The sequence below is a fragment of the Paenibacillus sp. TAB_01 genome, from assembly GCF_043945595.1.
Classification (GTDB): domain Bacteria; phylum Bacillota; class Bacilli; order Paenibacillales; family NBRC-103111; genus Paenibacillus_S.
Window position 1 is genome coordinate 3636675 of sequence record NZ_JBIFNP010000001.1, and the last position, 13387, is coordinate 3650061.

Genomic DNA, 13387 nt, shown 5'->3' on the forward strand with positions numbered 1-13387 from the left:
GTTACGTTGTAAGCTTATGCTTTTCCCGGTACTGGCCTGGGGTCATTTCCTCGTGCTTTTTAAAAATACGGTTATAATAGGTAGGCTGGTAGCCTACATGCTCGGCGATATCGTTGATTTTCATATCGGTGCTGACCAGCAGCTCCTTCGACTTCTCCAAGCGCAAATTCGTCAAATAATCGATAAAATTAATGCCCACCATTTGCCGGAAGCTCGCGCTCAGCTTCTGCGGGTACGTGCCGAACCGGTCTGCGCATGCCTCTAGGGAAATATCCGTCATATAGCTTTCATGAAGCAGGGCGAGGACCCGGTCTACGATCTGCTTGGTCTGCAAATCTTTAATCGACTGCATTTCCTCGATAAAAGGACCGATCAGTCTCTGCTTGAACCATTCCAGCATCGCTCTCGGCTCGCGGATTTGCAGCAGCTGCTCGTACAGGTTCACCCCTTGATAAATATGCTGAGGGCTGCACCCGATTTGAAGCATCGCAAACTGGACGTTGCCGAGCAGCTGGAGCATGCTCTGTTGAATGACGAACTCCTTGCTCGTGTTTCTCTGAAGCGTTTCCATGAACTCTTCGGCACATTGAGCCGCCTGGTCGCCCAGGCCCATCTGCATGGATTGAACCAGCATTTTTTCCTGAATAAACGGGTACGGTGTCGCGTGTTCGCCTCTCAGCACGATATCCTCGGAATCGATAATCGAATTTTCCATTGCTATGTCCCTAAAGCGGATCGCCTGACGGGTATCCTCCAGAATCGTCGGAACCTGCTTTAACGAAGAAGTGACGCGGCTGATGCCAATGACCGCCTGCAGCTTCAAATATGCCTGCAGCGGCTCCATCAGACGCCTTGCACAATCGAACAGCTCGGATTTGATCTGTTCTCTCGTACGCGCAAGCGGTGAAATCAGCAGCAGCCCCAGCGTAAGGTCCTGAAAGTTAATGATCTGCGCCTGACTGTTCGCGCTGCTCATAATTTCGCTGACAATATTGGCGGCGGCAAAGGTGAGCAGCTGCTCGTCTCCCTTGGACAAATTGCTGTAGGCATTCATCGAGCCGTACAATTGAATGACCAGCATCGAGCATTGGCAGTCCTCGCTATCGATCCCGAACTGCTGCAGCTCCTCCCTCATCCGTTCCTCTGACAACGAGCTGAGATGGCCTTGCACAAGCTGGAGCAGGAAGCCCTCCCGCAGGGCGGGAATCGCTTTTTCCATCTTCGTCTGCAGCGCCTTTCGCTCACGGTTCATGTAGTTCCACCGGTTCTCGATATACACGACCTCATTTTTTTCGCTAGCGGCCATCCCCTTGGCGTCGGAGCCGAAGACGCTCATCAGATGCTTGAACGGCCGGTACAGCTGTTTGGAAGCATACCAGGACAGCAGAACCGAAAGCAGCAGGCCCACGAGACTCGCTCCGAGCGGCAGCCTGGAGATCAGCTCTACCGGCTTGGTCAAGTGCGACAGCGGCGTCGCGGATACATAGAGCCAGCCGGTATTTTTCAGCTTGCCGTAAGAGACGATATAGGTCTCCTCCTCCTCGGAGTAAAAGAACGATCCGGCCTCCTCCTGGCGCTGCAGCACTTGCCCGCGAATCGTCTCGTCCAGCGTGCCGGCAGCCGCTTCCGCGTCAGACCGCTGACTGTTAACGAGGTAGTCGCCGTGCGGACCCAGAAGAAATGCCGTGCCTTGTCCGACCGGATTCAGCTGCTGCAGCAGTGCATTCAGCTCCTCGGCATTCAGATCAACGATAATCACCCCATAGGAGGGATCGACCGTGATAGGAACCTTTTGCACGAGAGACAGGCTCATCCGGTTCGCCTCGCCTGCAGACTGCGGCAGCGCATCGGTCCAGAAAATGAACTGCTTCTGATCGAGCAGCGACAAGTACCGCTCCCTCTCCCGCGCGTCCTTCAAGGTCCGGCTGCCGTTATCCCCGTCGATCAGCAGGCCCCTTCCTGATTCAAAAATAAAGAAACCTGATGAATCAGCGGATTCGAGCTCTTCATAACTACAAGCTGGTTGTACAGATCGAGCGTGAAGCGCACATCCTTCGTAATCGAACCTTTCCCTGATATCCTTGAATACCGGATTATACGCCCATTGGTTCACCGTAAATTTCAAGTGGGCTAGCTGTGCATCCATCCTTTCCGACACTTGCTCATATTGAAGCTTTTGCGTCCGGCTGACCTCCTTCTCGATTTCACGAATGCCTATGGAATACGTGATCACGGTCAGAAGCGCCATCGGTATGCTGGATATGAGTAAAGTAATGATTAAGCTTTTATGGAAGAAGCTGACGGCTCCTTGCGGTTTTGACCCTTTTTTCATCTTGTGCATATCCCTTCTTCCAGCGGCTTACGCTTACTATAGAATCACGCTGCATTGCGTACAACTGGACATTTTTATTTGCGCTCCGAATACCCATTGTACATTTTTCATCCAATGAATTATACTTTTTCCGACAAAAAAATAACCGCATCATGGTGCGCCAATGCAGCATTTCTTGTCGATTTTTATGCGGTTGAGCCTTGTAAAAAAATATGGCGGTCAACGGCTCCGGCCGGGGGCTGGTTCATATTTCGGAATCAATATGGTAGTATGAATTGTAAAAGCAATGGTACGATTCAGACGTTATGTGGGATCGCGTGCGAAAAGAGGTGGTAAGGATGGGGATAGGTAGTGCGTACGTCATAGGCTTTATCGCCGTTATCATCGTCTGCGCAATGACCTTTTGGGTAACCAAGAAGGCTTATTCGCGCAAATGGGACGAAGAAGAATAATGGACAAAGCTGCCTGAGACAAGCAATAGGCTCCCCTTACAATAGACAGGTGAATGAATAAACCTGCTGCGGTAAGGGGAGCCTATCCGAAAAAAACTCAGACAGCCTTATTTAATTATCCGGCCGGGTCAGCCTGCGTTCGGGGCTAATTCCCGGTTAGCGGCAGCACAGCCGCTCGGGCTTGTACCGGCGGCCATGCCAAGCCATAGCATCCGTCTCAGATTCGGCGGATGGATAGGCCTGATCGTCTCATATAGTAAAATTTACGATATAATGCTGTGGCAATTTTGCGTTATTCGTTTAAAGCTTTTTTCAATGAAGCCAAATTATTGTTCATTAAACCGATGTAGTCCAGGTTGTTCTTCTGATCGTCTGCCGTCAACCCCTCAATCGGGTTCAATACGTCCGTCTTGGCGCCGATTTCTTGAGCGATCGTGCTCGCTACCTTCGGATCGACCAGCGTTTCGAAGAAAATCGTCCGCACCTGTTTCTCCTTCGCAAATTTAACGATATCGGCCATTTTCTCAGGCGATGGCTCCTGCTCCGGAGAAAGTCCGGCGATCGGCACCTGGGTCAAGCCGTACTGCTTGGCCAAATAACCGAAAGCTGCATGCTGCGTAACGAATTCTTTGTGCTTCGTCTGGCTCAAACCGCTTTTAAAGGACTCGTCCAGCTGCTTCAGCTTGGCTATGTAGGCATCCGCATTCTTCTTGTAGTCCTCTTTGTTAGCCGGATCGGCTTTCTCGAACGCCGCTTCGATGGAGGCGACTTCCTTCTGGGCCAGTACAGGATCGAGCCATACATGCGGGTCAAGCACTTTTTCATCTGCGCCGTCTTTATGCTCGTCGGCATGCGCGTGGTCGTGACCTTCCTCCTCCTCTTCCTCCGGGAGCCCTTCCATCAGATCGATGCCTTTGCTTGCCTCCACAACGATCCGCTTGTCATTCGCCGCGCTCTCCAGCGCCTTCTCCGCCCATCCCTCTACAATACCGTTGTAGACGAAAATATCCGCTTCCTTGACCTGCGCCATATCTTTCGCGCTCGGCTCCCAATCGTGGGGCTCCGCTCCTGCGGGAATCAATCCGATGACGTCGGCATGGATTCCCGCCACCTGCTTGCTGAATTCTACCATCGGGTAAAAGGTGGCCACGACTTTTATTTTTTTGCCGCTGTCTGTCGGCTGCGGAGCTGGAGCGGTGCTGGCCGCACCGGTATCGGCCGGGGCGCCCGTGCTTGTGCCGGATGGATTTCCCGTGCACCCTGAGAGTAATAGGACGGCTGCTGCCGCCGTAAATAAGGTTTTCTGAAGCTTTGCTTTCATTGTGTTGTTCCTCCTATACGATTGTTTGTTAGGTTATATGTTTATATGTTTAAGCATCCTCCGAAAATCGGGAAAAAACGCGGGCTTCCTGCATCTCTTCCTGCCGGCTTCGATGATTGAAGCGCTTGTTCAGCTTCACGATCAGTTTCTTCAAACCGATGCCCGTCACCAGGAAAGCCAGCAGCGCAAGGGCAATCGTTCCTCCCGGCGGCGTGCTGAACTCGTAGGAAGCCGTTAAACCGGTAAAGACACCCGTCAATCCGATGGCCATCGCCAAAAATATCGCCGCCGTAAAGCTCGGCGCAATACGGATAGCCAGCGCAGCGGGCAGCACGATCAGCGAGGAAACGAGCAGCACGCCTACAATCGGCATCGCTGCCGCCACAATCATGCCTGTCAGCACGCTGAAGCCAAGCGAGATCCATTCGACCGGAAGTCCGTTGGTCTTCGCGGTCTCCTCGTCAAACGTCATTTGATACAGCGGCCTGCGGAAAATATAGAAAAAGATGCCTCCGATGATAGCGACGAACAGCATTAAACCGAGCTCCGTACTGTTGACTGCAACCACCGATCCGAACAAATAAGAGGAAAAGCTCTTATTGATGCTCTGATTGAGGCTCATAATGACCACCGCGCTGGACAAGCCGCCTACCATAATAATCGCGATGGAAATTTCGCTGTACGTGCGGTAGGACCGTCTCACGTATTCGACCGCGACGGAGCCGGCTACAGCGGTTATAAATCCGGTTAAGGTCGGATTATAATGCAGATAGGCGCCTGCCGCTACACCGGCCAGAGATACGTGGGAAAGCATGTCGGCCATCAGTGCCTGCCGCCGCAGCATTAGATATACGCCCAGCACGGAAGCGAGCAGCGCTATGATCCCACCGGCACAAAATGCCCGCTGCATGAAGTCGTAGTGCAGCATTTCCATCCGCCATCCTCCTTTCGTTCCAGTGAAATAATCCGGTCGAGGTAGCTGTCCACCTCGGACAGTCCATGCGTCACCATAACGACGGTCCGGCCTTGCTCCCTCACCTGGTGATGCATAAAAGCATAAAAGGCGGTTCGGCTCTCCTGATCCATCCCCGTTGTCGGCTCGTCCAGAACGAGCAGGTCCGGCTCCTGGGCCAACGCCCGCGCTATGCAGATCCGCTGCTTCTGTCCGCCGGACAGCTCACCGATTTTGCGGTGGCGCAGCTCCCACAGTCCGACCTGCCGCAAAGCCTGCTCGGTAAGGCTGTAGTCGTCTCTCTTAAGCCTTCTCAGCCAGGAGCCTTTGACGAACCTTCCGGAACCGGACGAATTCCAGAATCGTGCTCGGGAAGCCTCCGTTAAATGAAGCAATATGCTGAGGCACATATCCGACGACCAGCTTTCCTCCCTTGCTGTTGACGGGGGACAGGTACGCTTCCCCCTTCCAGGGCCGGAGCAGGCCGAGCATGACTTTGAGCAAAGTCGTCTTGGAGGCGCCGTTCTGTCCCGTCACGGCAACAAACTCGCCTGCCTGAATGTCCACATTCGCCTGTTCCAGACACGGCACATCGTTATAACCGAACTCCACTTCCTTTAAAGATGCGAGCAGCATCGTTTCATCCCCCCTTTTTTTCTCTGGCATCCGCCTGCAATATATGTAATAATTACGATATACAAGTGAAGCGAGCTGCTTATGAACAGGTTCCTATGGAAACAGGAATTGAGAACAAGCATTGCACTGCGAGGAACTCCGGCTTCGGCGCAGGCCGCAAACACCGATTCCTCGGCGGAAGCCGCCACGCTGAAAATGCAGACGCCCCTGCATTTAATTGTAATTATTACGTTTTAACGAAATTGAATATAACGCTTGTTCGCCTGACTTGTCAATGTTTTTTTTCGAACCATATGCCTGCCCCGTGCCTATTGCGCAGGATTTGCCCAAACGCTTGAGACTGTAGTATTCTATTTTGTGCAAAATGTAATTATTACTTTTAAGATACATATTTCTTCATTCGCCGAATACGATGAAACGTATATCCTGCTTAAAGAAAGGAAGAGCCTTATGCGCATTCCCGTTATTGTATTGAGCGGTTTTCTCGGCAGCGGGAAGACCACGCTGCTCCTTCGCCTGCTGAACGAAGCCGTACAGCGAGGGCTCAAGCCCGGCGTCCTGATGAACGAGCTGGGCCGTCAGGATGTGGACGGTCTGGTCATCCGCGGATTCCAGGACACGCCCGTCGAAAAGCTGCTCGACGGCTGCGTCTGCTGCAGCAAAAAAAGCGAGCTCGGCGGAAGTCTGCGCCAGCTGCTTCAGCGTCAGCCGGATGTGATCTTCATCGAGCTGACAGGCGTAGCGAATCCCGAGGAAATCGCGGACGCCCTGACGGAGCCGGAGCTCCTTCGCTTTATGGCTCTCAAACAGGTGGTGACCCTGCTGGACGCCGAGCACGTGCTGGATTACAACAGCCTGTTCGCCTCCGATCGGCAGCTCGTCCGCACCGTACGGCGCCAAATGGAGGTCGCCGACCTTATTATCGTGAACAAAACCGATCTGGTGCCTGCCGCACAGCTGGCCAAGATTGAAAAAGCGGTCCGCAAGCAAAATGAACGTGCGCCAATCGCCTATGCCGTGCAAAGCGAGGTCGACCTTGCGCCGATCATGGAGCAGTTAAAACCGATAGCTTCGAAGGCTGCCGCCTTCCAAAGCTTTAAGGTGCTGCGAACCGTTGCCGCTGCGCCGGGGCATTCCCATGCCCATGATGATGCGGCGCCTGCCGCCGAGCCGCTCTCCTACTCGCGGGTTCAAAGCGTCACGCTGCCGTGGCCGGAAGCCTCGGGGTTGACGCAGGAGCAGGTGGAGCGGTTTCTGCGCCGGTGGAAGGATCGGCTGCTGAGAGCCAAAGGCTATCTCCGCTTCGGGCCGTCCGCCTCCGCCTTCCTGCTGCAATTCGCCGGAAAGCGTGCCTATTGGGAGCCTGCAGCCTTTGACGGCACTCCTTATGTAGTGGTGATCGGACTGGATTTGGACGAACGGCTGCTGCGGGATGAATGGGAGCAGCTCGGATGAAGAAGGGAAGCATCGTTCGCGGCCTCGCCGGAGCTTTCCTTGCGGGCTGCCTGCTCTCCGGCTGTCAGGCGGAGGTTGCTTCGTCCGGGGCTGCTCGGCCTGTTGCGGACGAAGCAGCAGCCGGGAAGCCTGCAGGAACGGCCCGCGCAGCTGCCGGCTCTCCGGCGGCTGCTCAGCCCGCTCCAGACGCTGCATCGGGCGGGAAGCCTGCGGGCGGGGCCGGTACGGCTGCCGGCCCTTCTGCCGCGGCTGCCGTGCCGGCCGGCAGCGAAGAGCGGACAAGCGTCGAGCAGCCGGATTCGGTGCTCGTTTTGGTGAACAAGCAGCATGCGCTTCCCGAAGGGTACAAGCCCTCCGACCTTGTCGAACCGGACGTACCCTTCCTGTTCAAGGAGCATCTGGAGAAACGGCTGATGCGCAAGGAAGCGGCCGCTGCATTGGAGAAGCTGTTCGCCGGCGCCCGGCAGGACGGGATCGAGCTGGCAGGCGTATCGGCCTTCCGCTCCTTCAGCACGCAGCGTGCGGTTTTCGGCCAGTATGTCCGGCAGGACGGTGAAGATAAGGCACGCAGCTACAGCGCCGTACCCGGCACGAGCGAGCATCAGACGGGACTCGCGATCGATCTGTCGGGAAGAAGCGGAGCTTGTGCCGCGACCGACTGCTTCGACGGCACGCCGGAGGCCCGCTGGATAGCGGAGCACAGCTACGAATACGGCTTCATCCTGCGCTACCCGAAGGGCCAGGAGGCTTTGACCGGATATCAATATGAGCCTTGGCACATTCGCTATGTCGGCGTGAAGGCCGCGGCTGATATATTCAAGCAGCATCTCACTTTAGAGCAGTATCTCGGCGCATTATAATGAAACGATACAGCGGCAAAGTTAACAAGACAGGGTGAGCTGCAGCGATCCGCCTCACTTTAGCATGCCGCGTATTCATACGTATACCAGTATGGCGGCTCGCAGCCTTTGCAAATCAAAAAAACGGCTGAACAGGGACTCGTTCCCCGTTCAGCCGTTTCATCATTTCCTCGCGTTATTCCGCTGCAATTTATTCCGTTACAATGCCATGAACGAGAACCGGCGCATCCGCATGACCGGCAATCCGGATGTTGTCATAAATCATTTCGACCACATCCTCCACCTGCTCCCGGTTCGCGTGAATCGTTACCAGCGATTCACCGGTCTTGACCGGGTCGCCGACTTTTTTGTTAAGCATCAAGCCGACCGCAAGATCGATCTCGGATTCCTTCGTCGCGCGCCCCGCGCCCAGCAGCATAGCAGCCGTACCGATTTCATCGGCAACAATTTCGGCGACAACGCCATCTTCCCGGGCCGGCACTTCGATGCGGTAAGCCGCTTGAGGCAGCTTCTCCGGATGATCGACGACAGAAGGATCGCCTCCTTGATTCGCGATAAATTCCTTGAATTTCTCTAGCGCTTTCCCGTTGCGGATCACTTCTCTCAGCATGTCTTCCGCTTCTTCAAGCGACGAAGCTTTGTTCGCCAGAAATACCATCTGCCGGCCGAGCGCGAGACACAGCTCCTCCAGATCCTCGGGCCCGTTCCCCTGCAGGGTATCGATGGCCTCCTTCACTTCCAGCGCGTTGCCAATAGCAAAGCCGAGCGGCTGGCTCATATCGGAGATAACGGCCATCGTCTTGCGGCCGACATTGTTGCCGATGCGAACCATCGCCTGCGCCAGCTCCCTGGCATCCTCGGCTGTCTTCATGAAAGCGCCCGCTCCGGTCTTCACGTCCAGCACGATAGCATCCGAGCCCGCCGCGATTTTCTTGCTCATAATCGAGCTGGCGATAAGAGGAATCGAATTGACCGTCGCGGTGACGTCCCGCAGTGCATACAGCTTTTTGTCAGCCGGGGTCAAATTACCGGTTTGGCCGATTACCGCGATTTTATGGCGGTTCACCAGATCGACGAACTGCTCCTTGCTGATCTCCACATGGAACCCTGCGATCGCCTCCAGCTTATCGATCGTTCCTCCGGTATGACCGAGTCCGCGCCCGGACATCTTCGCCACCGGGATATCCAGCGCCGCCACCAGCGGAGCCAGCACCAGCGTCGTCGTGTCGCCCACGCCTCCCGTCGAGTGCTTGTCGACCTTCACGCCCTCGATAGCCGACAAATCGATGGTTTCCCCCGAGTTGACCATCGCCATCGTCAGATCCGCTCTCTCCCGCTCCGTCATATCCCGGAAGAAAACAGCCATCGCCCATGCGCTGACCTGGTAATCCGGGATTTCGTTTTTCGTATAGCCCTGGATAATAAAGTTGATCTCGTCGGTTGTCAATTCTCCGCCATCGCGCTTCTTCTCAATAAGATCTACCATTCTCATCGTCTTGTCTCTCCTCATGCTATATTCTTAAAACAACCCCACAAAGTGGGGGCGAGCTTGTCGAGAAACCCTGAACTTGTGTGATACTCCGGTAGGGTATCCTCCTCCAACCGCTGTTGAAACTCGTGAATTGGATTAGATTTAAAAGTATTTTCACGGATTTCAAAGGCGGACGTAAACTAAGCGTTTTTCGTAGAAAAACGGGCTTCGTAAGCTTGGATACCCCACCTGCGTCGAGGCCACTGAAAAAGGTATCGCTCCGAGTCCGGAACATTCTTCCGATCGCTGTTGTCCCTGGATTTCTTTGATTATATCCCGCTTGTAGCGGTTGAAATCCAAGGACAAAGGCGAACGCTTTCGCTTCTACAGAACGATTCCGCACTCTCCGTCAGTTTTTCAGTTGCCTCCCTGCGTCTGTGCTCCTTTTTCACTTAAAGGCGGGTTTCTCGACAGCCTGACCAAGTGGGGCTTTTGCTTCGAAGCGGATTCGGGTACTTTGCGGGGGCCCCGAAATATGTTCAAAAAAACACCCAGCGATGTCTTTCAAAGCTGTTCGACCGTGGTTAACGAAAGTATATAGTGCCGATAGGAAACGTTTTTACTGCGCTGATGCTTGTATCCACTTAAACTTTCCTTTGTGGTAATAAAGGCTGCCGCTGAAGGCCTCTGCAGCCCGCCGCGCCTTAGAGCGATACGGCCGTGTCCAGGGCCACTTCCATCATGTCGTTAAACGTAGTTTGCCGTTCTTCCGCCGTTGTCTCTTCCCCTGTCAGCAGATGATCGCTCACCGTCAGGATGGTCAGCGCATTGACGCCGAACTTCGCCGCCAAGGTGTACAGCGCGGTTGTCTCCATCTCTACGCCAAGCACCCCGTAGTCCATCAGCTTCTGTACGATCGATTTATCGTCGCGGTAAAACATGTCGGAGCTGAAAATATTGCCGACATGCAGCTTCAAGCCCTTGTCCACAGCACGTTCATAGGCCGCTTTCAGCAGTGAAAAGCTGGCGATCGGCGAATAATCGAACCCGCCGAACACATGCCGGTTCATGCTGGAGTCTGTGCAGGAAGCCTGCGCCAGAATGACGTCGCGCACATGAACATGCTCCTGCATGGCGCCGCAGGTACCGACACGGAACAAGTTACGGACGCCGTATTGGCTGATCAGCTCATTCGCATAGATGCTGATCGATGGAATGCCCATCCCGGAGCCTTGAACGGAAACGCGCTTGCCCTTGTAAGTCCCTGTGAAACCGAGCATTCCCCGCACCTGGTTGTAGCAGATGACGTCTTCCAAATAAGTTTCAGCTATATACTTTGCCCGCAGCGGATCGCCCGGCAGCAGAATGGTTTCAGCAATTTCGCCTTGCTTGGCTCCAATATGAACGCTCATGGACATGTTCCCCTTTTATCGAAAATTATTTCAGCTCCGCCAGAAAGCTCTTCCCGTGTTCCGGCAGCGTAACGCCAAAGTTATCCGCAACGGTAGCACCGATATCCGCAAATGTGGTACGAAGCGGAAGCTCCCTGCCGCCTTGAGAGAAGCGCGGCGAATAGACGAGCAGCGGGACATATTCACGCGTATGGTCGGTTCCCCGATACGTCGGATCGTTGCCGTGATCGGCGGTAATGATCAGCAGATCGTCCGCCGTCATTTTGCCGAACACCTCAGGAAGACGGGCATCGAACGCTTCCAGCGCCTCCCCGTAGCCCTGCGGATCGCGGCGGTGGCCGTACAGCGCATCGAAATCGACCAGATTGACGAAGCTGAGACCGGTAAACGGCTGATCCATCTCCGCAATCAGCTTATCCATCCCGTCCATGTTGGACACGGTGCGAACGGCTTTCGTTACCCCTTCGCCGTCGTAAATATCGGAAATTTTGCCGAGCGCGATAACATCGAAGCCCGCGTCCTTCAGCGTATTCATCGTGGTCGGACCAAACGGCTTCAGCGCATAGTCGTGACGGTTCGCCGTCCGCGTGAAGCCGCCGGCCTCTCCAACAAACGGACGCGCGATAATGCGGCCCAGCATGTAAGGGCTCATCCAGCGTAATTTTGCGGCAAAACTCGCAAATCCGGTACAGCTCCTGCAAAGGCACGACATCTTCATGAGCCGCAATCTGGAGCACGGAATCCGCTGAAGTATATATGATCAGAGCCCCGGTCTTGACATGCTCTTCACCAAGCTCTTCAATAATCTCGGTACCGCTGGCCGGCTTGTTGCCGATGACCTTGCGGCCGGTATGCTCCTCGATCCGGGAGATCAATTCCTCGGGGAAGCCGTCGGGAAATACCCGGAATGGCGTATCGATGTAGAGCCCCATAATCTCCCAGTGGCCTGTCATCGTATCCTTGCCCCGGGACGCTTCCTGCATTTTGGTGAAATAAGCAAGCGGCTGGTTCGCCTTGGCTATTCCTTCAATTTCCCGAATGTTGGACAAGCCCAGCTTGGCCATATTCGGCATCTTCAGCCCGCCGCGCTCCCGGGCAATATGCCCGAGCGTATCGACGTCATAATCGTCGAACTGCGCAGCGTCAGGCGCCTCTCCGATCCCGACCGAATCCATAACGATGAGGTGAATCCTTTTAAAATCAGCCATCTCCAAGGCTCCTTTATGCTAGTATGAATTACAAGAACAATCCGGCGACCGTCGCCGACAACACGCTGACCATCGTGGCACCGTACAGCAGCTTGAGTCCGAAGCGCGCAACGACATTGCCCTGCTTCTCATGCAGCCCTTTGACCGCACCGGCAATAATCCCGATGGAAGAGAAATTCGCAAACGAAACGAGAAACACGGATACGATGCCGACGGTGCGCGCAGACAAGCCGGTGTGCTTCCCGAGATCCAGCATGGCTACGAATTCATTGGCTACCATCTTGGTTGCCATAATGCTTCCCGCTTCCACCGCTTCCTTCCAAGGAACGCCCATCAGGAATGCAAACGGCGCAAAAATATAGCCGAGCAGCTGCTGGAAGGATACGCCGAAAATCCCGCTAAAAATGCCGTTGATTACGGCAATCAGTGCAACAAAGCCGATCAGCATCGCCGCGACGGTAATAGCTACCTTGAAGCCGTCCATAATATATTCGCCGAGCATTTCAAAAAATGACTGCTTCTCCTCTTCCTGAACCTCCAGGATATCCTCTTGCTTGGAAACAACGTACGGATTGAGGATCGAAGCAATAATAAATCCTCCGAATAAGTTCAATACGAGCGCTGTAACGACATATTTGGGATTAATCATCGTCATATAGGCGCCTACGATAGACATGGACACGGTCGACATCGCGGATGCGCACAGCGTATATAGACGCTGCTTCGGCAGCATGCCGATCTGTTTTTTTACCGAAATGAATACTTCAGACTGCCCGAGAATCGCGGAAGCGACCGCGTTATACGATTCCAGCTTCCCCATCCCGTTTACTTTACTCAATACCAGACCAATATATTTAATAATGAATGGTAAAATTTTCGTGTACTGCAGAATACCGATAAGCGCGGAAATAAATACGATCGGCAGCAGGACGGACAAGAAGAACGGCGCTTGTCCTTCGTTGGCTATCCCCCCGAACACGAAGTTAACGCCTTCGGCCGCATAAGACAGCAGCTTTTCGAACACGGATGCGAAGCCGCCGATCAGCAATTCCCCGATGCTTGTATTCAGCAGGGCAAAAGCCAGCAAAGCTTGCAGCACAATCATGACAAGAAGCGGCCGGTAGCGGATGCCTCTACGGTCGTTGCTTACTGCATAGGTCAAACCGAATACCACCAGCACGCCTAAAACGGCAACTAAATATTTCATGTTGTAGTTCCTCCAAATGTTTTGTTATTTAAGTATGCCTATCTTAAGCGCTTTCAATCTCTCCGCAAGAAGAAAAATCCC

The 13387-nt window shown here is 54.2% G+C and carries 8 protein-coding genes and 2 pseudogenes; 2 read left to right on the plus strand and 8 right to left on the minus strand.

The window, feature by feature from the left end:
* Nucleotide 1: 1 nt before the first annotated feature.
* The 4 genes and pseudogenes from ACHHV8_RS17540 to ACHHV8_RS17555 all read right to left on the minus strand — a co-directional run bounded on the left by ACHHV8_RS17540 (nt 2) and on the right by ACHHV8_RS17555 (nt 5693).
* Complete coding sequence (locus tag ACHHV8_RS17540) at nt 2–2332, minus strand: helix-turn-helix domain-containing protein (protein ID WP_395160083.1); 2331 nt, start codon at nt 2330–2332, stop codon at nt 2–4.
* 744 nt (nt 2333–3076) lie between these two features.
* Nucleotides 3077–4105 carry a metal ABC transporter substrate-binding protein gene (locus ACHHV8_RS17545; RefSeq protein WP_395160085.1) on the minus strand — a complete coding sequence of 343 codons (1029 nt, stop codon included), beginning with the start codon at nt 4103–4105 and terminating at the stop codon, nt 3077–3079.
* A 49-nt stretch (nt 4106–4154) separates the two neighbouring features.
* Nucleotides 4155–5039 carry a metal ABC transporter permease gene (locus ACHHV8_RS17550; protein ID WP_395160087.1) on the minus strand — a complete coding sequence of 295 codons (885 nt, stop codon included), beginning with the start codon at nt 5037–5039 and terminating at the stop codon, nt 4155–4157.
* Nucleotides 4982–5693: pseudogene (locus tag ACHHV8_RS17555) on the minus strand (metal ABC transporter ATP-binding protein). The gene ACHHV8_RS17550 and the pseudogene ACHHV8_RS17555 overlap by 58 nt, the downstream one beginning before the upstream one ends.
* Before the next feature lie 450 nt (nt 5694–6143).
* Here ACHHV8_RS17555 and ACHHV8_RS17560 point away from each other — a divergent pair.
* Nucleotides 6144–7148, plus strand: a complete 1005-nt coding sequence (locus tag ACHHV8_RS17560) for a CobW family GTP-binding protein (RefSeq protein WP_395160089.1) — start codon at nt 6144–6146, stop codon at nt 7146–7148.
* Nucleotides 7145–8008 (plus strand): M15 family metallopeptidase, encoded by an 864-nt coding sequence (locus ACHHV8_RS17565; protein ID WP_395160091.1) that lies wholly within the window; start codon nt 7145–7147, stop codon nt 8006–8008. The genes ACHHV8_RS17560 and ACHHV8_RS17565 overlap by 4 nt, the downstream gene beginning before the upstream one ends.
* Before the next feature lie 190 nt (nt 8009–8198).
* Here the strand turns inward: ACHHV8_RS17565 and ACHHV8_RS17570 are convergent, their stop codons facing one another.
* The 4 genes and pseudogenes from ACHHV8_RS17570 to ACHHV8_RS17585 all read right to left on the minus strand — a co-directional run bounded on the left by ACHHV8_RS17570 (nt 8199) and on the right by ACHHV8_RS17585 (nt 13306).
* Nucleotides 8199–9500 (minus strand): pyrimidine-nucleoside phosphorylase, encoded by a 1302-nt coding sequence (locus ACHHV8_RS17570; RefSeq protein ID WP_395160093.1) that lies wholly within the window; start codon nt 9498–9500, stop codon nt 8199–8201.
* Between the two features lie 683 nt (nt 9501–10183).
* A complete protein-coding gene (deoD, locus tag ACHHV8_RS17575) occupies nt 10184–10891 on the minus strand; it encodes a purine-nucleoside phosphorylase (RefSeq protein WP_395160095.1) in 708 nt (235 codons plus the stop codon).
* A 25-nt stretch (nt 10892–10916) separates the two neighbouring features.
* A pseudogene (gene deoB, locus ACHHV8_RS17580) lies at nt 10917–12099 on the minus strand (phosphopentomutase).
* 28 nt (nt 12100–12127) lie between these two features.
* Nucleotides 12128–13306, minus strand: coding sequence for a NupC/NupG family nucleoside CNT transporter (locus tag ACHHV8_RS17585; RefSeq protein WP_395160097.1), 1179 nt, complete (start codon nt 13304–13306; stop codon nt 12128–12130).
* Nucleotides 13307–13387 lie beyond the last annotated feature (81 nt).

Bases quoted from the DNA above. Each gene is read 5' to 3' on its own strand.
- ACHHV8_RS17545 (WP_395160085.1), bottom strand. From the start codon at position 4,105: ATGAAAGCAAAGCTTCAGAAAACCTTATTTACGGCGGCAGCAGCCGTC.
- ACHHV8_RS17585 (WP_395160097.1), bottom strand. From the start codon at position 13,306: ATGAAATATTTAGTTGCCGTTTTAGGCGTGCTGGTGGTATTCGGTTTG.
- ACHHV8_RS17540 (WP_395160083.1), bottom strand. From the start codon at position 2,332: ATGAAAAAAGGGTCAAAACCGCAAGGAGCCGTCAGCTTCTTCCATAAA.
- deoD (WP_395160095.1), bottom strand. From the start codon at position 10,891: ATGAGCGTTCATATTGGAGCCAAGCAAGGCGAAATTGCTGAAACCATT.
- ACHHV8_RS17565 (WP_395160091.1), top strand. From the start codon at position 7,145: ATGAAGAAGGGAAGCATCGTTCGCGGCCTCGCCGGAGCTTTCCTTGCG.
- ACHHV8_RS17560 (WP_395160089.1), top strand. From the start codon at position 6,144: ATGCGCATTCCCGTTATTGTATTGAGCGGTTTTCTCGGCAGCGGGAAG.
- ACHHV8_RS17570 (WP_395160093.1), bottom strand. From the start codon at position 9,500: ATGAGAATGGTAGATCTTATTGAGAAGAAGCGCGATGGCGGAGAATTG.
- ACHHV8_RS17550 (WP_395160087.1), bottom strand. From the start codon at position 5,039: ATGGAAATGCTGCACTACGACTTCATGCAGCGGGCATTTTGTGCCGGT.